Origin of the sequence: Salinicola sp. RZ23, from assembly GCF_003206675.1 — a bacterium.
GTDB lineage: Bacteria > Pseudomonadota > Gammaproteobacteria > Pseudomonadales > Halomonadaceae > Salinicola > Salinicola endophyticus.
Window position 1 is genome coordinate 1 of record NZ_PZJK01000008.1, and the last position, 19,439, is coordinate 19,439.

Sequence of the window (19,439 nt, forward strand, 5' to 3'; positions counted from 1 at the left end):
GAACTGGTCGCGGTATGCGGTGGCGTCGGTCAGCGTCTCGCAGCCGTGGGCGTAGGCGTAGCCGAAGGCGCGCAGCGCCTGCAGCACCGGCACCATGGCGGTGACGACTTCGAGGGTATCGAGCCCCGGGCAGCCGATGATGCGCGGGGTGACGCCGAGCTTTTGCTTGGCGGTCATCAGCGCCTGCAGGCCGGTGCGCTGGCCGGTGTCGAGGGTGGTGCCGATGACGTTCGCGCTGGTGTCGGTCTCGTCTTCGCCCTCGGCGACGCGTACCACGACGATGATCGGGCGCGCCTGGTTGCCGATCGCGGTCAGCGCGTCTTTCAGCGTGCCGGTGGTGCCGGCCTGGCCGATGGCGGTGGCCACGTTGGTGACCAGCGCGGGCTGATTGAGCGGGAATGCCGCCGCATCGGCATCGGACGCGGTGGCCACGATGCCGATGACGGCGGTGGAGATGGTGCGAATCGTGCGGGTGCCGTCGTTGACTTCCGAGACGCGCACGCCGTGGTGGTATTGGTCGAGTGCCATGGGAATTCCTGATCAGGGAAACGGGGTGTTTTAGGCAGTTCAGGGGGCCATGGTGTGGGGCGGGTGAGGGCGGGGCGAGCGCTGGCCGTTGTAGAACGCGGCTTTAGGACAATCACCGGCGCCACGCACGAAAAAGCCCGCCGGCGGCGGGCTTGGGGTGGCTCTCGGCGGCCGGGTCAACTCGGCAGCGGCAGCAGCCAGAGCCCAGCGAGCAGCAGCAGGCAGACGCCCAGGGGCGTGAGCCAGTCGAGCAGCGAGTCGCGGGACCAGCCGCGGGCGAATCCTTCCCACCAGCGCACCGGCAGGGTCTGGCCCCAGCGCCAGCCGCGGGCCAGGCCGAGCTTGTATTCGTGCTGCGTGCACTCCCGCGCGAGGAACCAGGTCACCGCGACGGCGAAGGCGATCAGCGGGGCGCCGGGCACCGCGAGCAGCACCAGCGGCAGGAAGACGGCGAGCATCAGGCCGGCGGCGATGCCGGCGTGCTCCCAGTTCGTGCGGTTCATGCCAGTACCTCGGGTTTTGCCGGCCACTCGACAGCGTCGGGGTCGCCAGCGGTCTCGGGGATGTCGCGCAGCGCCTGGCGGTAGGCTTTCACTTCGGCGAGCTGGTCGTCGGTCAGCGGATAGTCGGGCATGACTGCGTAGTCGCAAGCGCGCAGCAGGGCGTCGCGGCGGGTGCGGATATCGGTCCATTGTTGCCGCTTTGATGCAGCCTGAACCACCGACTTTGGTATTCCCATTTCCGTAGCTTCGACGGCCGAAATCCTGAGATAGGTCCTGCCGTTGTACTCGATTTTATCGATCATGTGGCTCTCTCTTACAGCGTGTTGGTGAGTCGTGAGTTGGTATCAGCTTCATAGTCGACCAAGTCGTTGATCGAATATCCCGACGGCAGAGATAGCGCGCCTACTTCTAAACGAATGGTGCCAGCGGGTGTGGTAGGACAGTTGACCAATTTCGACTTGCCGTTTGCGTTGCTACCGATTTCGACAATGACATTGCGGACGGAAAGATCTCGTTGGCAGTAGCCAACCGACACCATCGCTAAGCGCGAGTCGATTAGCCTAACGACACTGTCGTAAATGAACACGGCCACATTTCCCGGGGTATAACGTAGAAAGGCGCTTGAGTCGTTCATTTTCAAGCCGTTGGCGTCGCATGTGATATCGACCCCGGACAACGACACGGAACCATTCCTCAATCCGACGTAATATCCCTGTCCAGCTTGGGAGTCGTTGGCGACGTTCTCCGCCACCCAGAGCAGCACGGGTTTATTCACGCCGCTGGTGTTGTTCCAGCGAACGAAGCGGATGTTACCGCTGTTGATGTTCATTCCCGATCCATCAACGCGGTGTGTCTGGCCTTCTTTTACTGCGATCTGAATAAATGAGCCGTTGACAATGATGTCATTCAGCCCGGCGATAGTTTTACGGGGTGAGCTGACCGTGCCGTCATTTTCGTCGTTACCATCAGTGGCATCGACGTAAATGCTCTGAATGGATAGCTCTCGGATTCGATTGGGCACACTCGCCGTCGCGGCATCCACTTTGGCATCGATCTCTTTCATCTTGCCGCTGACGGTCGTGAACAGCTCGCGACCGATCGTGACGACGTTCTTCATTTCATCCATCAGGCTCATGGGGTCAGGCTCCTGTCGTGCTATTGATCTGGGTGATGCCGTCGCGGAAGGCGTCGGCGAGGTCGGCGAAGCCGCCGGCCAGCGTCTGCTCGAGCGCGTCGACGCGGCTCTTGGTCGCTTTCTCGCCGAGCTGCTGCTGCACCGTGGTCGCGAAGTTGGGGTTATTGCCCAGGGCGTCGGCGAGTTCCTTGAGCGTGTCCAGCGCCTCGGGCGCCGAGCCGATCAGCGCCTGAATGCGGGCGTCGACCTGCTCGGATGTCAGGGTGTCGGCGGCGTTGGCCTTGTCGGCCAGGGCGGGCACGGTGAGCGTCAGCGTGACGTCGCCGGAGCCATCGAAGCTCACCGAGCCCTGGCCGTCGCCGCCCAGGCTGATCGCGCGCGGCGTGGTCAGGCGGCCGGCGCGAGACGCCCCGGCGCCGAGGGTGTTCTCGCCGTTGCTGAGATAGTCCCGCGTGTAGATCTCGCCGCGGTCTGGCTTGTTGCGCAGCTTGCCGTCGATCGCGCCCAGGGCGTTGCTGATCGCGGTGCGCAGGCCCGTCAACTGCTCGCTGATGCTCATGTCATGGCCTCGGTTTTACCGGTGGTGTGGTCGAAGAGATGCGTCAGCTCGTCGACCAGGTCGCTGACGGCTTGGCTGGCTGCCCGGGCTTCCCGCGAGGCGGCGGCGGACTGCGCGACGGCGGCATTCACGCGGGCCAGGTCGGCTGGGGCGAGCGTGCCGGCAGGCCCCTGGCGCCCGGCGCTGATGACTTGGCGCGGCGCCTCGGGCCGCTTGACGGTAACGATCTGGCCGCCGCTCATGCGGACGTCGACGCGGTGGCTCGCATTCATGCGCTGGCTCCCCCTATCTCTTCTTCGATGTCTTCCTCGATCACCCCGTCGAGCAGCCGGGCGACGCCGATCATCAGCGAGTAGACGTCGCGGCCGAGCGTTACGCGCAGCTCGTAACGCGCGCCTCGCCAGTCGAGCGGGTCATGCCCGGCGGTGGCCACCGGCGGGATGCGGATCGCCAGCGTGCCGGTGGCCGGCGCAATCGTGATGCCGTCCCCATCGCGCAGCTCGACCAGGGGCCGCTCGCTGCTGGCGATGACGAATCGAGCCGTTGCGCCGGTGAGATCTACCGGCGCGGTGCGGCCGGCGTCCTCGGTCGACCACTCGACCTCGAAGGCGTAAGTGGTGCCGGCGACGAGGCTGATCAGCGGCGCGCTCATGCCTGCTTCTCGATCTCGAGCAGGCGGAAGTGGAGCTTCAGCGTCTCGGTCATGGTGGCGAGCGTCGCCGCGGCGTTGGCCGCGTACTGCTCGCCCCAGGCGGCGAGCGAGAGGTCGGCACCGGTGCTCTCGACCGTGACCGATTCCGCTGGCAGCGCCTCGAGGCGCAGGTCGAACGCCAGCAGCAGCGGGACGCTGTTGGAGATGTAGGCCAGTGGCCGCGTGTCGGACCACACGGCGAGCATCGCGCCGGAGTCCAGAATGAATCCGACCTCGCGCACCCAGAATTCGGGGCCGTCGCCATCCACCACGCCGGTCACGTGGATCTGCTGGCCGCCGATGCGCTCGCCGTCGGCGATCTCGATACGGCGGCGCTCGTTGCGCAGCCGGGTTTCGTCGGCGCTGGGCGTGCGGCCGTGGTCGCCCAGGGCGATATGGGTGACGCGCGCGGCAACGCCGTCGCCCTGGGCGTTGAATACGGCATTGATGCCGTCGAGGGTGATGACCGGGACGAGGGCGGTGCTCATGCGGTGGGCTCCATGATGTGATACGTGAGCGCGACGGCGCGGCAGGTGGCAGCAGCGAGCAGGCGAGCCGGGTTAAGTGCCGCGCGGTTGGTGGCCTCGGTGCTGAATCGCCCGACGGCGCGAACGTTGGTCGCGGCGCCGGCGGTGAATCCGCCGCGCAGGGTGGGCGTGCGGTAGCCGGCGGCGGCATCCCGGTACGCCGTGCCCCCTGGTGTCATGACCGTGGCGGCACCCAACCTGCCCGGGCCGAAGCGGGCGCCGACGCGAAAGGTGTAGTGACTGCGCACGTTCTTGGCGGCGTCCAGCGTCGCGCGCAGCTCGGCGTAGAGTTCGGGGCCGATCAGCGCCGGGGCGTCCGGTGTCAGGTTCTCGTTGACGTAGAGCAGGGCGTCGAAGGTGCCGCGCGCGAGGTTGGGCTCGACCTCGAACCATTCCTTAATGATCACGTCTACGCCCATCGCAGAGAGCGCGCGGTCGATGGCCGTGCGTGTGCCTTTCATGCGGTGGACGTCGAACGAGGCGGCGATGACGCGGCGCTTGACGCGCTCTGACCACGCGGCCGACCAGTTGTCGACCGAGTAGGCCCAGGCGAGGAACGGCAGCAGGTGCGCGGGGCAGGTCTGCGGATTCCACAGCGTGCGCAGCGGCACCGGCGGGTCGGTGACCAGGGCGTCGGCGGTGCGGCTTTCGAGCGAGGTGCGGTTGGGCGGCAGTAGCTGACTCATGGACGCCTCACTGTCGCGACGCGCGATGCTGTGCAGGCCGGCGCCTGGTGGGGCTGGGCGCGCAGGTCCGCCCAGTCGAGCAATTCCACGGCGACGACGCCCTCGACGGTGAGCGCGGCGTGAATGCCGGAGCGCGTGACCCAGGCGCCGAGGCGGTGGCGCGAGGCGATGTAGGCGTTGAGGCGAGCAATGGCAGATTGCTGGACCACGTCGGCATCCGGGCCGTCGTCGAGCGTGAGGTTTGCGTCGATCTGGTACTCGACGATATCGGCCGGCTGCACGGTAACGCGGTCGGTGAGCGGGCGCCTCTCGTCGATGTGTGCGCGCACGGCGGTGAGCACGTCGGCGCCGGGGATGCCGTCGCCGGTGCGCGAGAGGATCGTGACGACGACGTCGACCGGGTCGGGGCTCTCGACGGCCACATCGAGCACGTCCGGGTGGGCGGCGAGGGCCTGAAACCGGTAGGCGCCGACGGGGCCGGCGACCGACAGCGATTCGAAGGCGAGCTGGATGCGCGAGCGCAGGGCGGTGTCGCTCTCGAAGGTCGGCGCGACCGGCGGCACGGCGTCTGGGTCGCCGGCGTCGATCATCAGTCGCTTGACGCCGAAGTTGGCGCCGAGCTGGTCGAGATCGGCGCCGATGGCGAACGCCAGCATGTTGGCGCGGGCGGCTTCGTTGATGCGCTGGCGCAGCACGATCTCGCGGTAGGCGTTCTCCTGCAGCAGCTTGACCAGGGGCTCTGATTCCAGCTCGAGGCGGGCGGCGATGTCGGCCTGCTCGTCGGCGGGGTAGAGCGCGATCAGCGAGGCTTTGCGCGCGGCCAGCAGCGTCTCGTAGTCGAGCGTTTCAATGGCGTCGGGCGCGGGGAGCTGGGATAGGTCAATAGCGGTGGTCATCGAGTGCTCCCCAGGGCGACGTCTAGCTCGACATCGTCGCCGGTGTCGACGCGGCGGGCGCTGATCGTCAGATCGAGCCGTCCGGGGCGCGTGGTGGAGACGTTGCGCGTGATCTGCTTCACGCGAATGCGCGGCTCCCAGCGCATCAGCGCCACCACGGTGGCCGAGTAGGCACGCAGGGCGGTGGCGCCATCTAGCGGCTGGTCGACCAGCTCGGGCAGCAGCGAGCCGTAGTCGCGGCGCATGACGCGCGAGCCGATCGGCGTGGTGAGAATGTCGGCGACGGATTGGCGGATGTGCTCGACGCCATCCAGCGCCGCGCCGGTGGTGCGGTTCATGCCGGCCATCAGCTCACCCCGTCCGTCTTGTCGCCGCCGCGCTGCACGCCGCCGTGGGTGTGGCTGGCGCTGATGTCGCGTCCGTTGCTGGTCACCGCGCCGGTGAAATGGGTATCGCCACCCATGGTCGCGGTCTGGCCGCTGGGCTGGGTGAAGTTGCCATTGAGCGTGAGATTGCCGTTGATGACGGTGTTGGCGTTGAGCGTGGCGCCGCCCGCGGCGGTGGCGGTCAGCGCCGCGGCGGTGGTGACGCTCACCGCGCCCTGGGCGTCGAGGCTGGCCGATCCGGGCAGGGTGGCGCTGAGATGGCTGGCCGCGTGGTCGTAGGCGAGCACCGCGCCATCGGGCATCTCGACCATGGTGATCTTGGGGACGTGGCTCGGCGCCGGCACGGCGTCCGAGTTGATCGCGGAGAGCACCACGGCGCCGCGCAGCTCGCCGCCGGGGGCCAGCAGCAGTACCTGCTCGCCCAGGGTCGGCGGGTTCCAGGTGCGGGTTTGCCCGGCGCGGGCGGTCAGCCAGGGGAGCCAGTCGGTCAGCAGCTCGCCGCACTGCACGCGGACACGCACCGCGGCGTGGTCGATCTGGGCGACCGTGCCGATGCGGATCAGGTTTTCGAGCAGTCGGGCGAGTTCGGCGGACATGGGGCACCGGTGGCGGTTGGGTGTCGTCTGGCCATCGTCCACAACACGCCGCGCGGCGTCTGCCGGCGCGCGTTGTAGAACGCGGGCTCACATCCCAGAGAGGTAGTCGAGCACGCCGTCGCGCACGCGCTCGCGGTCGGCGTCGGTGAATCCGATCAGCTCGCGCTCGGCGTATTTCACGCGCGGGCCGTTCTCAGCGACGCGGTCGCGTAGCCCGTATTGATGGGTGCGCGCGATGCTGGCCACGCGGCCGAAAAATCCGACCGTGGCGCTGTCTGCGCTGGTGCGCACGCGCAGGTATTTGGCCGTGCGCAACTTCGTAAACATGGCCTGGCGCCGGATGGCGCCCTTTTGATCGCGTGAGCGGCGGGGTGTGTAGCGGCTGCCGTCCGGGTTGCGCTGGGCTTTGATGCGCTCGCGCTGTGAACGGCGCAGGTCGGTGGCGACCAGCCGGGCGAGCCGGCGGCGTTCGTGCGCTTCGAGTCGGGAGAGCAGCGGGGCGAGCCAGTCATCGAGCTGGCTGAGATCGTCAGACGCCATCAGCGCCGGCCCCCGGTCCCGTCCATTCCGCGATGTGCTCATAGTCGCCGCCGGCCTCGGTATCGCGCAGCAGTAGCTGCCAGCGCTCGGCGGGGCATTCCTCGGTGTCGAATCGGGGCATCCGGTGTTCGGCGAGGATCTGGCCGGTGGCACAGTCGCGCTTGGCGACGACGCGCTCGGTGAGCTGGACGCGCAGCACCACGTCGACGGTGCTGTTACTCAGGATCTCCGCTTCGAACGAGACCGCTTGTTCATGGGGCAGGTCTGGCTGATGCACCGAGAGCCAGTCGAGTAGCGGGATCATGATGGCGTCGATGGCGTCGGCGTAGTCGGTCAGCACGAGTTGCGCAGTGTAGCTGTAGCCGTGGCTGAGATTGCCACCTCGCGCGAATTCGACGGAGCCGTCCTCGAAGAACGTCAGCAGGCGGTCGGGGTCGCGCCGCAAGGCGGGTACGGCGTCAATCATGTATTGCCGCAGAGCGTGCAGCTTTCGCATCTATGGTCTCCACCAGTCCGTTATGCCGGGTCGCGCAGGCGTGGTACTGCGCCGCCCAGTCGCGCAGCGTCAGTACGATGGTGGCGCCGGTGCCGTCAGCCAGCGCCGGCAGCGTCTGCGGGCAGCGCGTCAGCAGCGTCTGCTGAATCGGGGGCGCGGCCGGCGGCGGCGTCGTTGAGCAGGCGCACAGCGTCAGGCTCAAGGCAGACGCGGCGGTAAATCGGCTTCTGGATCTCACGAATCACTCCCCGGTCGATGACCCGTTGATTGGCGTCGAGGGTGGCAAGCCGCGCCTCGACCACGCCGGCGATGACGGACTCCCGCGCTAGCGCCTGGCTGGTTGCCGCCTGGGCGGCTTCGAGCGCGGTGAGGCGCTGGGCGTCCTCGAACCAGCCGCGGCTGAGCCAGCCACCGCCGGCGGCGATGGCCAGCACGGCGACCAGGGCGAGGGTGCGCGCCGTCATTCCAGCCCCGCCAGGCACAGCTCGCGTTCCGCCGCGCGGCGCTTGACCAGTCCGGCGAGCTTCCGGCCGCCGGCGTAGACCCATCGTGAGAGCTGATCGCACGCGGCGCGCGTGTCGCCGGCGTTCAGCCGGGCCAGCAGGGTCGAGTCTCGGAATGCCCCGGCGCCGACGTTGAAGATGAACGAGGCCAGCGCCGCCCGGCGGGTCGGCGGCATGGTGGCATTGATCTCGGGGGCGACGTTGCGGTCGATGGCGTCGAATGCCTCGCCCAGGTCGCCAGCGAGCAGCGCCTCGCACTCCTGGGTGGTTCGGGTCTGGTTCAGTTCGACCGTCGGCCCGGTGTGGCCGGTGCAGATCGTCGGGATGCCGACGGGGTCGGGATACGCCTGCAGCTCGGTGCCTTCGTAGTGCTTCACGACGTTGATCGAGAGCGACAGCGCCAGGCCGCACGCGCCGCCGATTCCCGCGCCGCCCATCCACCGCTTCCAGTTCTTCATGAGCGCCCCCGGATGCGGTCCCACCAGTCGCGCAGGTTGCCGAGATACTTGGGCACGATCAGCCCGATCTGCAGCGCGAGATACGCGAGGGTCAGGACCGTGACCCAGTCGGACGGCGTCATGCCGCCGGCGTGTAGCAGCGAGACGAGCGCGGGCGGCGTGGTCTTGATCGCTTCGGTGGTGATGCTGAGTTGCTGGGCCATGGTCGTCCCTGCGTGGGCGATGAGTAGCGTGATCAGCACGATCATGGGATCGGGCGTGCGGTTGTTGTTCCTGCTGTTTCGATGAGTCGGTCGCATGGCATCAGTCCCAGAGCTGGACGGTTGCGGTGCTGGGCGACTGGGTGGCGATGTCCGGCAGCGCGACGACCGTCGCGCTGGGGAGCACCGGGCCGAGGTCAGCGATGCCCGGGTTGGCGTCGAGCACCCTTTCGGTGACGCCGGCGGTCTGGCCGTAGACCCGGTGACAAATGCGGTCGAGCGTGTCGCCCTGGACGCTGCGAATCGTGCGGCTCATATCAGCTCGACGGTCACATTGGGGCGGCCGCAAATCTGGCTCACTGCCCAGCGCGCGTCGCGCCGGTAGGTGTCGGCGGTCTCGTCGTGCAGGTCGCCGCGGTCCCGGGTCGCGGCGGTGGCGTCATAGTCGCGGTAGCGCTCGAGCAACTGCGCGTGGGCCTCGGCGAATACCGCGCGCTGATATAGCGCCGGGTAGATGCCCGCCGGCTGCCAGTCCGGCGCCGGCACCGCGTCGATGACCGGATAGCCGGCCTCGACCTGCTGGGCCTGCCAGGCGCGCAACACGCGGTTGGTCGCGGCGATCGCGGTCAGCAGTACGTTGGCCAGGCGCTGGGGCGTGACCGTGCCGTCGATGCGGTGGGCATCGCGGAAGGCGGCCGGGTCTATGTCGGGGTAAAACGTGGCGTTGGGTATCGGGTCCGCCGGGGTGGCGCTGGCGTTGCCGGCGGCGACGAAGCTGGACATAGCGCACCTCTAAATCTAAATCAGGGGGTGGACGGCGGTTTCGGGAGAGCCTTGGCTTTCCGTTACCACCGTGCCCCCTGGCGTCGGCGGTCGACTCGGTGTCAGCCGGTGGCGTCAGGCGCCTGGCTGGTGCTGGGTTGCGGCTCGGCGGTGGTGGCGCTGTCGGTCTCGGGCTCGGTCGCCGGCGGGGCGTTCTTGAGTTCGCGTTCCAGGCGTTCGATGTCTTTCTTCACGCCGACTCGCTCATTCAGTTCCCGCGCGCGCTGGTATTTGGCGATGGCCTCGGGCAGCTCGCCGCGGGCGCGGTGCCCGTTGCCCAGCGCTTTGTGCAGTTTGGCGCGGATCGGGTCGTGCATGTCCGCGCCCTGGGTGAGGGTGTCGATCTCCCGCAGCGCATCCAACAGCGAATCATCATCGTCTGCCAGGGCGAGCGCCTGGTCGGACGATTCTTCGACGAGAATCGCCGCCGTTGAGCGCTGGAATTCCTCGCCGGGGTCGAGCTTGTGCTTGATCGCGTAGCGGGCGATGTCGAGCGCGCCAGCGATGTCGCCGACGTCGATACGCCACAGCATGACGCGCATGATGACTTCATCCTGCGCACCCTGGCCGGTCTCGAGCACGCCGGCGACGTACTCGGCGTAATTCGGCAGGATCTCGCGCTTGACCTCGATCTTGCGCTCGACGGACTGGATCGATTTCAGCCGGCGATAGTCCTCGAAATACTGCGCCATCTTCAGCTCATACTCGGCGCCCTGCATCGGTGCCTCGCCCGCATCGGCCGCCGCTTGGGCGGCCGATACGCGCTCGAAGTGCTTACGGATCGAGCTGACCATGATCAGGCTCCGGCGGTGGCTTCGTCGGCTGTTTCCTCGGCGTCTTCGAAGGTGATTCCCTCGATCAGACAGCCGAAACCGTAGTCTTCGATAACGTAAGCGTCGTTGCTGGATTCGTAGTTGACGACGCGCTTGCGCTCCGGCTTGTCGATCAGATGGCGACGACGTGAGCCCTCTTGCCAGTAGATCGACAGGTTGTCGGTCGACGTGATGAAGATCGCGTTCTCCGGCATGAACGGCACCTGCATCGCGGTCTGCCCACCCATGCGCTTGGCCGCCATGATCAGGTCAAGGGCGCGCGCTTCCGTGGGCTGCTCCCATTCGTTGATCTTCGGCAGATACTTCTCGGTCATCAGCGAGCGGCCGACGATGGCGACAAGGTCGGTGTTATCGCGGTACCACGGTTCGACCAGTGAACTCACCGCCTCATAGACCAGGGCGTCGATATTCTGGAACTCTTGGCCCTTACCGATCTTCACACCGTTGATCACGCGGGCGGCGGCGTTGTTGCGGTACTGCTGCAGCCAACCGATGTTGACGTCCTCGAGCATCGGGTTAGCTACGCGGTCGGTTTGTTTCGCGGCAGTCTTGCCATTGAAACCGATCATGATCCGGTCGAGTGCCTGCTGACGGATGATGGCGTCGCGCACGCGCGCTTGAAAATCGGGATGCCGCGCCCAGGCGTCGAGCTTGCTCCATTTCAGGAACGTGTCGAACTCCGTCGACAGACATTCGTAGTCGTGTGCCTCGAGACTGGTCGGGTCGATCGGATTGCGATCGCGCACATCCGTATCCGTGCGACCGGCGATGGTGCCGCTGATGCCGAGGCCGAGTTTTTCGGCTTTGAGGTCGCGCACACCGGTCATGTTGATGCGGTTCAGGAAGTCGCTGGATTCCTGAATCTTGGTCTCGAGGGTCTGCTGCACCGACGGTTCGACCTCGAACGTCGAGAATGCGTTCTCCACACCGTTGAGCTGAGCGAGCCGCGCGGCGTAGGCGTTGAGTAGCTTTCGGGTTTCGTTGCGCATGGTCTCTCTCAGCAGTCCGTTTCGATGGAGTCGTTACCGCCGGTGGACTCTTGGCGGCGTTGGTGTCGGGGGGTGGTGTCGAGCTGGGTATAGAGCGCGTCGAACCGGGTTTGCAGATCGTCGTGCGCCGTCTTCAGCTCGCTGAATGCGGCAGCGGTGGGGCGCGCGGCGAGGTCGGCGGCCAGCTCTTGGTGGCGCTGCATGAACATGCCGAGCGTTTCCTCGAGGTCGGTGCGGAATGCGGCGAACCCGGCCTCTGTCTTGGCGTCGTGCTTGGCGAACAGTGAGCGGAATTTCTCAGCCAGCGAGGGGCCTTTCGGGGGCTCTTCGGAGAAATCGAACTCCGTTTCCACGGCGACCGAGAACAGGTTTTCGGGCCGCTGTTTTCGATCTCGCAGCGGTGATTCGTCACCCGCGCCTGCCGCGAATTGGAGCATCGACGTTCCGAGGGATGCGGGGGAGTCGGTGACAGCCAGGCCGACCAGGTACGCCTCGCCGGTATCGGCGAACTCGGGGTCGACTTCCATGCTGGTGTAAACCTTCTGGCGCTTTTCATTCAGCGCCTTCAGCTCGTCGGTCGGATCGATCTCGGCGAGGAGTTGCAGTTTCCCGGCGGCGTTCTTCTCGGCCTTGAGCGCGGTTACGTCCCCGTAGCTTTTGAACGGGCTATCCGGCAATACGCCCTTGATGTGCTCGAGATTGATTCGGCAGCCGTAGATATCGGGATTGAAATTGGCGGCCATTTGTTCGAGCCAGACGGCATCGATCTTGCGGCCGTCGGTGGTGGCGCCTTCGGTGGCGATGCGGTGCCATTTCGGCATGGGGCGGTCTCCGGGGAGCGGGCGGGCTGACTACTGTATGGGCGTCAGGTTCCGCGTCCCGGCGGGGACTCTCAACGAATCCGCGTTGTAGAACGGCTGAGAACAAGTCGCCGCCAGATAATGGCGCTCGGCGCGCCGGTACGCTGGCCGCATGAAAACACCGACGACACCCGCCCACGACTCGCCCGCCGCCATCGACGCTACGCTCGATATCGTCGACGGTAACCGCGTTAGCGCTCGCCACCTCTACTGGATGGGGTGGCGCATCTCGCGTATCGCCGAATTTCTCGATCAGCCCCGCGCCACGATTCAGAGCTGGAAACAGCGCGAGAAATGGGACGATGCCAGCCCGACGCAGCGGGTCGAGGGCGCGCTCGAGGCGCGCATGGTTCAACTGATCACCAAAGACGCCAAGGAAGGGCGGGATTTCAAGGAAATCGACCTGCTCGGCCGACAGATCGAGCGCTTGGCCCGGGTGCATCGGTACGAGGCGGGCGGCAGCGAATCGGACCTCAACCCGAATATCGAGCGGCGCAACGCTGGCGAGAAGCGCAAGCCCAAACGGAACGACGTCGGCGAAGAGGGCGTGATTCAGATCGTCGAGGCGTTCGAAGCCTCGCTATATCTCCACCAGCGACATTGGTACCGGGCCGGTCAGCACGAGCGGATACGCAACGTGCTCAAGTCGCGTCAAATCGGGGCGACCTGGTTTTTCGCGCGCGAGGCCATCGCTAGCGCTGTCGAAACAGGCAAGAACAAGATATTCATGAGCGCGAGTAAGGCTCAGGCGCACATCTTCCGAAACTACATCGTGCAGTTCGTGAAAGAGACTACCGGCGTCGAGCTGAAGGGCGACCCCATCGTCTTGGCCAACGGCGCCGAGCTGCATTTTCTCGGCACCAATGCCAAGACGGCCCAGGGCTACCACGGCGACACCTACCTCGACGAATATTTCTGGATCAACGGTTTCGAGCAGTTCCGCAAAGTCACGTCCGGCATGGCGATGCAAAAGCGCTGGACTCAGACTTATTTCAGCACCCCGTCATCCGTGGCTCATGAGGCGTATCCGTTCTGGACCGGCGCGCGATTCAACAAGAACCGGGCAAAAGCCAATCGCGTCGAGATCGACGTGAGCCATTCGGCGCTTGCCGGCGGTGCTCGCTGCGCCGATGGGCAGTGGCGCCAGATCGTGACGATCGAGGATGCAGCCGCCCAGGGGTATGACCTCATCGACATCGATCAGCAGCGATTGGAGTACAGCGACGACGAGTTCGCCAATCTGCTGATGTGCGAGTTCGTCGACGACAGCCAGTCGGCGTTCCCGATGATGACCATGCAGCGGTGCATGGTTGATAGCTGGGATCTGTGGCGCGACTGGAAACCGTTTGCGGCGCGGCCCTTCGGCCAGGCGCCGGTGTGGATCGGCTACGACCCGGCGGGCGACGGCGAGGGCAGCGACGGCGCGGGGCTGGTCGTGCTGGCCCCGGCGAAGAACCGCAACGACCGTCACCGCATCCTCGAGCAGCACCGCATCAAAGGCCACGACTACGAGGCCCAGGCCGAGTTCATCAAAACGGTCGCCAGCCGCTACAACGTCCAGCACATCGGCATCGACACCAACGGCATGGGCGAGGCGGTCGCGCAGCTCGTCGCGCGCTGGTTCCCGCGCGTCACCCGTCACCGCTACACCCCCGACAGCAAAGCCGCCTTGGTTCGCCAGGCGCAGCACATCATCAGTCACGGCCGGCTCGAGTTCGACGCCCGCGACGTGATCGTCGCGCAATCTTTCTCGGCGATCCGGCGCGAGCTGACGGCCAGCGGTCGCCAGTTCACCTACTCCGGTGGCCGTAACGCCACCACCGGCCACGCAGACCTTGCGTGGGCCACGATGCATGCCCTCAGCAATGAGCCGATCGACGTTCTTGCCGCTGGCGAGCGCGGCGGCTCGATCATGGAGATCTACGGATGACAGCGACAGCGGACAAGCCCCGCCTCCGATTGCCGGCGACGCTATCTGCGCCGTCCCCGGCCCCAGCCCGCGCGGAGTCGTTCACCTTCGGCGACCCGGTGCCGGTCATCGATATGCAGGATTTTCTGTACACCGGCTGCTGGATGTTCGGCTCGCGCTGGTATGAGCCGCCGGTCGACTTGCCCGCGCTGGCACGGACCTATCGAGCGACGGCACACCATGGCAGCAGCTTGCAGGTAAAGCGCAATATTTTGTCGCGGTCGTTCATCCCTCACCCGTTGCTGAGCCGGCAGGCGTTCCGCTCGCTGGTGACCGATTACCTGGTTTTTGGCAACGCCTACCCCGAGCAGGTGTTCGGGCGTCTGGGCCGGCTGCTGGAACTCCGTCCGGCGCAGGCGCGGTACGTTCGGCGGGGCATCGAACCCGGGCAGTATTGGTGGACGTGCGACTGGCGCCAGCCGGTGGAATTCGAGCGCGACTCGATCATCCACCTTATGGAGCCTGACATTAATCAGGAACTCTACGGGGTGCCTGACTACCTGGGTGCGATGCAGTCGATTCTGCTCAATGAAAACGCCACCCTTTTTCGCCGCAAGTATTACCTCAATGGTAGCCACGCGGGGTTCATCCTCAACGTCACCGACGAGGCGATGAATCAGGAAGACATCGATGGGATGCGCGAGGCGCTGAAGTCGTCGAAGGGCCCGGGCAATTTCCGCAACCTGTTTCTGTATACACCGGGTGGCAAGAAGGACGGGGTGCAGCTGATCCCGATCAGCGAGGTAGCGGCCAAGGACGATTTCGCCGGGATCAAGAACGTGACACGCGACGACACGCTGGCCGGGCACCGTGTACCGCCACAGCTCATGGGCGTGATGCCGAGCAACGTTGGTGGGTTCGGCGACGTCGAGAAAGCGGCGCGGGTGTTCGTCACCAACGAGCTGGAACCACTGCAGGCCGTGTTCCTCGGGATCAACGACATCCTGGGGCAAGAGGTGGTGAAGTTCCGGCCGTATGAGCTTGGCTCCGCGGCGCAGGAATCACCGCCGCTTGTCTGACGCCGTGCCGATCGAGCCGCCCACTTGGGCGGCTTTTTTACGCGCATGCCGTGTATCGCTGTTGATACGCATTAGCTTTAGCATCCGCATTTGTCGACGCTACGCACCCAACGCGCTCGCCTACGCCTCGCCGTCGCTCGACGGTCACCGGGTCGCGCTCATCCCGCGCACGCCTCACGCGCCGCCGCTGGCCCCCTGCCGCCCCCCTTTCTCCCCCTCGGCGCGCCGTCGACTCCCCGCCCCGCCTGCGCGCTAAATGGGTCGGTTTTATTGCAGTGTTGCAGGCGGCCCCAGGCCGCGCTACTGCTGGGCTGCGCGGCGGTTATAAGGGGTGGTTTTTTGATGCGATTTGATGCGTTTTGAACGAGCACCGGCGGCGGCGTGGGGATGTGGGCGTGCGCTTCACGCTTTCGGCGGCGCTGCCCGCCGTTCCTTGGTGCATTTTTGGTACAGTCGGTGTGCCAAAATGTGACCCTCCGCGACTCGTCAGGTTATCTCTCAGGCCCCGGTTTTACTGGCCCGCATCGCTGTAGCCCACGTGTGGCGCGGGTGCCTGCTTGCATTCGTAATGCGTAGGTCGGTGGTTCGAATCCACTCACCGGCACCAACAAGGCCCGTGAAAACAGGGGCCTAGGCATTGAGAAAAGTCACCTTCGGGTGGCTTTTTTCGTTTGGTGTCAACCCAGTGTCAACGCCTGTACTGGGTTGAGTCTCAATGCGTCGTCGAGGTGGTCCGGGGCGAAATGGGCGTAGCGCTGTCGCGTCGCGCCGAATTTGGCACCACCTTGTGGACTATTTGGCATCTAACGAAGATCTCGGATAGCGCCCGCGTTCTCGTCTTGAGTATTTGCGCTCGAGACTTGCCCAATCTCTCCACCCATTCAACGGAAGTCGTGGTGCGCTTCAAGCAGCCCCCGGGCGCGTTGTTCGATGATGGGGGGAGAAGACGGACATGGAGAAATGGCGCATGATGAACGTCTGATCGGCGACGCCATGGCCGGTGACCGCCAGCTATTCGCCCGTCAGTATGCCGCCGAACTCGCGTGGAAGATCGTCGAGCCGATCCTGGACGATACGTCTGCGCCACCGCAGTACAAGCCCGGCACCTGAGGACCTGACGACATGCAGGACCTCGCCCTGTCCGGCGGTTGGCTCGATCCTGCCTGAGGCCGAGGAAACCATGATGAGCAAACGCAATTCCAAGGGCGCGGACCTTGTCGTCCTTGCCATCGATATCGGTGGCAGCCATGTGAAGATCCGCTCCAGCGCCGGCGGCGGGAAAAAGAAGGCCGACAGCGGCAAGTCGATGGGTGGGGGCGATATGGTCGCCGCCGTCAAAGAGATGGCCAAGGGCATGAAATATGACGTGGTCGCCATGGGTTACCCGGGAACGGTTGTCCATGACAAGCCGCTTCATGATCCTGCCAATCTCGGCGAAGGATGGGTCGGTTTCGATTACGCATCCGCCTTCGGATGCCCGGTGCGGATCGTCAACGATGCGCTGATGCAGGCCCTCGGCTCCTATCAGGGCGGACGCATGCTGTTTCTCGGTCTCGGCACCGGGCTTGGTGCGGCGATGATCGTCGAGAATGTCGCCCAGCCGATGGAGGTTGCCCACCTGCCCTATCGCAAGGGCAAAAGCTACGAGCACTATGTCGCCGAGGCGTATCGCAAAAAGAAGGGCAACAAGAAATGGCGCAAGCGCGTGTTCGATGTCGTCGAGCGTCTCTCCGCGGCACTGGAGCCCGACTACATCGTCATCGGTGGCGGAAATGTTGAAAAGCTCGACACACTCCCACCGAAATGCCGGCGCGGCGACAACGCTCTCGCCTTCGATGGCGGGTTCCGCCTCTGGAAGGATGAAGACCTGATCGTGTGAACTCTGTAGCGCTTGGCGTGATGTCGACGAAGGCTATCGCGCCAAGTGCGACATCACGATCCGTGTGTTGCTGTTGTGCGATCAGCGAAGTCTGAATTCTTATCCAATGTCGCACTCAGGCGGGGCAGGGTTCCTCTATCGTCTGCAGGCGTTCCACCAGTGTTTCTACCTGCATCAGCGCCTCGCGGATGGAGCCTTGCAGGTAGTCGCCGCCCGTCTCCTGATGCTCGATGGCGATCTCGTGGAAGTGTTCGATCCCGATCAGTTCCAGGGCCGTGCGCACGCTGGCTTCCAGATGGTTCATGTGTGCCATCGCGCCGCCGGTGCCCAGCCCGTGGCCGCCACGGGAGGAGAGGATCACCGCCTGGCGCGGCCGGTCATTGAGCAGCGGGCCTACCGGGTGTTCCAGGTTGCTGGGGTCGAAGTCGATCGTGCGACCCAGGCGTACGATCTGATCGATCCACGCCTTGAACGGTGCCGGGTAGCTGTAGTTGTAGAGCGGTATGCCCAGGATCAGCACATCGGCCCCGATCACTTCGTCCACTAGTCGATCGCTCTCGGCGAGCGCCTGGTGCATCGCCAGCGTACGGCTCTCCAGCGGGGTAAAGGCTGCTGCGATCCAGGCTTCATCGAGATAGCTCGGCGGCTGGGCGCCCAGGTCGCGGCGGGTCACCGTATCTTCAGGCCGGCGGGCCTTCCACTGTTCGACGAAGTGATGTGTCAGGCGGCGGCTCAGGGAGCCATGTTCGTGGGTGCCGGAGCGGCCCGGGCGCGGGCTGGCATCGAGATGGAGCAGGCGGGTCATGGCGTTTCTCCTGAGTCGCTGGGTGGACCAGACGCTTTTGGCTGGCCCAGGTTCGTTTGGCTGGATTAGGCATGAGCCTGCCTCAGCCGTGGTTGGCGTCATGGCTATGGAACATCAGCGCTAACGCAGCGACAAACGACCATTTCTTGCCATAATGGGAAAATAAAATTCATCCATAGGGTCGTGCCATGAGCCCTCGCAAACTGCCCTCGCTCTCTGCGCTGCGCGCTTTCGAGGCGGCGGCGCGCCATCTCAGCGCCAAACGCGCCGCTGCGGAGCTGTCGGTGACGCCCACCGCGATCAGCCACCAGATTCGCCAGTTGGAGGCGCAGCTCGGCATCACGCTATTCATTCGTCAGCCGCGGCAGCTGCAGCTCACCGCGCAGGGGCGGGAGTTGCTCGCCGCTGCCAGCGAAGCCTTCGATACCCTGGCGGCCACGATCGCCCGTCTACGCCCGGAACCTGAGCTTCTCAGCGTCACGCTCTCGACCATTCCGGCGGTGGCGGCGCGCTGGCTGTTGCCGCGGGTGAGTGAGCTGCGCGAAGCCCATCCGACGCTCAACCTCAATCTGCAGATCTCCCACCATCTGGTGGCGCTGGACGGCATCGCGGCGGATATGGCGATTCGCTACGGCGCCGGGAGCTGGCCGGGGCTAGAGGCCGAGAAGCTGTTCGACAACACTTTCGTCCCCGCCTGCAGCCCGAGTCTGGGGGTGCGCACCCACGCGGATTTGCATCACACCACGCTGATCCACTATGAGCCGCCCAATCACAAGGGCGCACTGCTCAGTTGGGGCGCCTGGCAGGCGCTGGCTCGCGTTCCCGCACTGGAAGTCGGCCAGGGGCTGGTGTTCTCGGATGAAACCCATACCATCGCCGCTGCCCTGGGTGGCCAGGGCATTGCCCTGATGAGTCGCACGCTGATCGCCGATGAGCTGGCCGATGGCCGTCTGGTGATACCGTTCGGCCCCGAGCTGCCGGGAGAGCCGTTCCATCTGGTCTATCCGCCGGCACGACGGGACGAGCCTGCCATTCGCGCTGTACGCGAGTGGGTGATGGGGCTGGCCGAGGGCATGCAGCCGGGGCATGAGGAGGGGGCTTGAGTCGGTGGTGCGCGGTCTCGAGTCAGAGGGGAGTGATCTTGAGCCAGCAGGAAGCGTCGGGGAGACGCTTCCCAGCAGCGCGGCGGCCCGGAGCCGCCGCGTGTCGTGTCAGTCGTCTTCGTCCCGGGGGGATTGGAAGGCGCGCTTGTCGTCGGGCAGGCGCACCATGTCGCCCAGGCTGAGATCGCCGAGGCTGTCGTGGCGCTCGCCGCCGTCACCGATCAGGGCGGCGACCTTGCCGATACTGACGCCATCCTTGTAGGCCTCGACCTGAATGCGTGCGGTGGCACCGTGGTAGCGCGCGGTAAGGATCATCCCGGGCTGCGGCTCGACCCGGTGCTGTTCATCCTTGGCGTAGTGGGCATCGACACTGGCGCCGCCTGGGGCGTCCCACTCGACATGCTTGTGCATGCGTCTCTCCTTGTCGAAGGGGTTCATGTGCTCCTAGCGTAGCGT

The 19,439-nt window shown here is 65.6% G+C and carries 28 protein-coding genes and 1 pseudogene; 5 read left to right on the forward strand and 24 right to left on the reverse strand.

Features of this window, described 5'->3' with window-relative positions; all coding sequences use genetic code 11:
* The 22 genes and pseudogenes from DOM67_RS09075 to DOM67_RS09180 all read right to left on the reverse strand — a co-directional run.
* Positions 1 to 528, reverse strand: a pseudogene (locus DOM67_RS09075) (phage tail protein); the annotation flags it as partial.
* A gap of 176 nt (positions 529 to 704) precedes the next feature.
* Complete coding sequence (locus DOM67_RS09080; RefSeq protein WP_110675329.1) at positions 705 to 1,031, reverse strand: hypothetical protein; 327 nt, start codon at positions 1,029 to 1,031, stop codon at positions 705 to 707.
* Positions 1,028 to 1,333 carry a tail fiber assembly protein gene (locus tag DOM67_RS09085; RefSeq protein WP_198651772.1) on the reverse strand — a complete coding sequence of 102 codons (306 nt, stop codon included), beginning with the start codon at positions 1,331 to 1,333 and terminating at the stop codon, positions 1,028 to 1,030. The genes DOM67_RS09080 and DOM67_RS09085 overlap by 4 nt, the downstream gene beginning before the upstream one ends.
* A gap of 11 nt (positions 1,334 to 1,344) precedes the next feature.
* Positions 1,345 to 2,166: a hypothetical protein gene (locus tag DOM67_RS09090; protein ID WP_110675330.1), complete on the reverse strand. Its 822-nt coding sequence runs from the start codon at positions 2,164 to 2,166 to the stop codon at positions 1,345 to 1,347.
* A 4-nt stretch (positions 2,167 to 2,170) separates the two neighbouring features.
* On the reverse strand, positions 2,171 to 2,725 hold the full coding sequence (locus DOM67_RS09095) for a hypothetical protein (RefSeq protein WP_110675331.1): 555 nt from the start codon (positions 2,723 to 2,725) through the stop codon (positions 2,171 to 2,173).
* Complete coding sequence (locus tag DOM67_RS09100; protein ID WP_110675332.1) at positions 2,722 to 2,997, reverse strand: hypothetical protein; 276 nt, start codon at positions 2,995 to 2,997, stop codon at positions 2,722 to 2,724. Before DOM67_RS09100 ends, DOM67_RS09095 begins: the two co-directional genes overlap by 4 nt.
* A complete protein-coding gene (locus DOM67_RS09105) occupies positions 2,994 to 3,377 on the reverse strand; it encodes a hypothetical protein (protein ID WP_110675333.1) in 384 nt (127 codons plus the stop codon). The genes DOM67_RS09100 and DOM67_RS09105 overlap by 4 nt, the downstream gene beginning before the upstream one ends.
* A complete protein-coding gene (locus DOM67_RS09110; RefSeq protein WP_110675334.1) occupies positions 3,374 to 3,904 on the reverse strand; it encodes a phage tail protein in 531 nt (176 codons plus the stop codon). Before DOM67_RS09110 ends, DOM67_RS09105 begins: the two co-directional genes overlap by 4 nt.
* A complete protein-coding gene (locus DOM67_RS09115) occupies positions 3,901 to 4,629 on the reverse strand; it encodes a phage tail protein I (RefSeq protein WP_110675335.1) in 729 nt (242 codons plus the stop codon). The genes DOM67_RS09110 and DOM67_RS09115 overlap by 4 nt, the downstream gene beginning before the upstream one ends.
* The gene (locus tag DOM67_RS09120; RefSeq protein ID WP_110675336.1) at positions 4,626 to 5,525 is read right to left on the reverse strand and encodes a baseplate J/gp47 family protein; all 900 of its coding nucleotides are present in this window, start codon (positions 5,523 to 5,525) and stop codon (positions 4,626 to 4,628) included. The genes DOM67_RS09115 and DOM67_RS09120 overlap by 4 nt, the downstream gene beginning before the upstream one ends.
* A complete protein-coding gene (locus DOM67_RS09125) occupies positions 5,522 to 5,872 on the reverse strand; it encodes a GPW/gp25 family protein (protein WP_110675337.1) in 351 nt (116 codons plus the stop codon). The genes DOM67_RS09120 and DOM67_RS09125 overlap by 4 nt, the downstream gene beginning before the upstream one ends.
* Positions 5,872 to 6,507, reverse strand: a complete 636-nt coding sequence (locus tag DOM67_RS09130) for a phage baseplate assembly protein V (RefSeq protein WP_110675338.1) — start codon at positions 6,505 to 6,507, stop codon at positions 5,872 to 5,874. The genes DOM67_RS09125 and DOM67_RS09130 overlap by 1 nt, the downstream gene beginning before the upstream one ends.
* A gap of 87 nt (positions 6,508 to 6,594) precedes the next feature.
* Positions 6,595 to 7,047 (reverse strand): phage virion morphogenesis protein, encoded by a 453-nt coding sequence (locus DOM67_RS09135; RefSeq protein ID WP_110675339.1) that lies wholly within the window; start codon positions 7,045 to 7,047, stop codon positions 6,595 to 6,597.
* Entirely contained in the window at positions 7,037 to 7,543 is a 507-nt protein-coding gene (locus tag DOM67_RS09140) for a phage tail protein (protein WP_110675340.1), read from the reverse strand. The genes DOM67_RS09135 and DOM67_RS09140 overlap by 11 nt, the downstream gene beginning before the upstream one ends.
* A 95-nt stretch (positions 7,544 to 7,638) precedes the next feature.
* Positions 7,639 to 8,007, reverse strand: coding sequence for a hypothetical protein (locus DOM67_RS09145; protein ID WP_110675341.1), 369 nt, complete (start codon positions 8,005 to 8,007; stop codon positions 7,639 to 7,641).
* Positions 8,004 to 8,504, reverse strand: a complete 501-nt coding sequence (locus DOM67_RS09150) for a lysozyme (protein ID WP_232825196.1) — start codon at positions 8,502 to 8,504, stop codon at positions 8,004 to 8,006. Before DOM67_RS09150 ends, DOM67_RS09145 begins: the two co-directional genes overlap by 4 nt.
* Complete coding sequence (locus tag DOM67_RS09155; protein ID WP_157958819.1) at positions 8,501 to 8,752, reverse strand: hypothetical protein; 252 nt, start codon at positions 8,750 to 8,752, stop codon at positions 8,501 to 8,503. The genes DOM67_RS09150 and DOM67_RS09155 overlap by 4 nt, the downstream gene beginning before the upstream one ends.
* A 55-nt stretch (positions 8,753 to 8,807) precedes the next feature.
* Complete coding sequence (locus tag DOM67_RS09160) at positions 8,808 to 9,020, reverse strand: tail protein X (protein ID WP_110675344.1); 213 nt, start codon at positions 9,018 to 9,020, stop codon at positions 8,808 to 8,810.
* The gene (locus DOM67_RS09165) at positions 9,017 to 9,487 is read right to left on the reverse strand and encodes a head completion/stabilization protein (RefSeq protein ID WP_110675345.1); all 471 of its coding nucleotides are present in this window, start codon (positions 9,485 to 9,487) and stop codon (positions 9,017 to 9,019) included. The genes DOM67_RS09160 and DOM67_RS09165 overlap by 4 nt, the downstream gene beginning before the upstream one ends.
* 101 nt (positions 9,488 to 9,588) lie before the next feature.
* Positions 9,589 to 10,320: a phage terminase small subunit gene (gene gpM / locus DOM67_RS09170; protein ID WP_110675346.1), complete on the reverse strand. Its 732-nt coding sequence runs from the start codon at positions 10,318 to 10,320 to the stop codon at positions 9,589 to 9,591.
* Positions 10,321 to 10,322: 2 nt separating this feature from the next.
* A complete protein-coding gene (locus DOM67_RS09175) occupies positions 10,323 to 11,348 on the reverse strand; it encodes a phage major capsid protein, P2 family (RefSeq protein ID WP_110675347.1) in 1,026 nt (341 codons plus the stop codon).
* Between the two features lie 8 nt (positions 11,349 to 11,356).
* Positions 11,357 to 12,169: a GPO family capsid scaffolding protein gene (locus DOM67_RS09180; protein WP_110675348.1), complete on the reverse strand. Its 813-nt coding sequence runs from the start codon at positions 12,167 to 12,169 to the stop codon at positions 11,357 to 11,359.
* Between the two features lie 151 nt (positions 12,170 to 12,320).
* Between DOM67_RS09180 and DOM67_RS09185 the strand changes: the two genes are divergently transcribed.
* The 4 genes from DOM67_RS09185 (at position 12,321) to DOM67_RS09200 (ending at position 17,075) form a co-directional block, all read left to right on the forward strand.
* Positions 12,321 to 14,138: a terminase family protein gene (locus DOM67_RS09185; RefSeq protein ID WP_110675349.1), complete on the forward strand. Its 1,818-nt coding sequence runs from the start codon at positions 12,321 to 12,323 to the stop codon at positions 14,136 to 14,138.
* Positions 14,135 to 15,196 carry a phage portal protein gene (locus tag DOM67_RS09190; RefSeq protein WP_110675350.1) on the forward strand — a complete coding sequence of 354 codons (1,062 nt, stop codon included), beginning with the start codon at positions 14,135 to 14,137 and terminating at the stop codon, positions 15,194 to 15,196. Before DOM67_RS09185 ends, DOM67_RS09190 begins: the two co-directional genes overlap by 4 nt.
* Before the next feature lie 960 nt (positions 15,197 to 16,156).
* Positions 16,157 to 16,306 (forward strand): hypothetical protein, encoded by a 150-nt coding sequence (locus DOM67_RS19985; protein ID WP_198651773.1) that lies wholly within the window; start codon positions 16,157 to 16,159, stop codon positions 16,304 to 16,306.
* A gap of 73 nt (positions 16,307 to 16,379) precedes the next feature.
* Positions 16,380 to 17,075 (forward strand): ROK family protein, encoded by a 696-nt coding sequence (locus DOM67_RS09200; protein ID WP_110675351.1) that lies wholly within the window; start codon positions 16,380 to 16,382, stop codon positions 17,073 to 17,075.
* A 115-nt stretch (positions 17,076 to 17,190) separates the two neighbouring features.
* On the opposite strand, the gene DOM67_RS09205 is transcribed toward DOM67_RS09200, so the two are convergent.
* A complete protein-coding gene (locus DOM67_RS09205; RefSeq protein WP_110675352.1) occupies positions 17,191 to 17,880 on the reverse strand; it encodes an NAD(P)H-dependent oxidoreductase in 690 nt (229 codons plus the stop codon).
* Positions 17,881 to 18,068: 188 nt separating this feature from the next.
* On the opposite strand from DOM67_RS09205, the gene DOM67_RS09210 reads away from it, so the two are divergent.
* Positions 18,069 to 18,983 carry a LysR substrate-binding domain-containing protein gene (locus DOM67_RS09210; RefSeq protein WP_110675353.1) on the forward strand — a complete coding sequence of 305 codons (915 nt, stop codon included), beginning with the start codon at positions 18,069 to 18,071 and terminating at the stop codon, positions 18,981 to 18,983.
* A 108-nt stretch (positions 18,984 to 19,091) separates the two neighbouring features.
* Here DOM67_RS09210 and DOM67_RS09215 read toward each other — a convergent pair whose 3' ends face one another.
* On the reverse strand, positions 19,092 to 19,394 hold the full coding sequence (locus DOM67_RS09215) for a hypothetical protein (protein WP_110675354.1): 303 nt from the start codon (positions 19,392 to 19,394) through the stop codon (positions 19,092 to 19,094).
* Between the last annotated feature and the right edge of the window lie 45 nt (positions 19,395 to 19,439).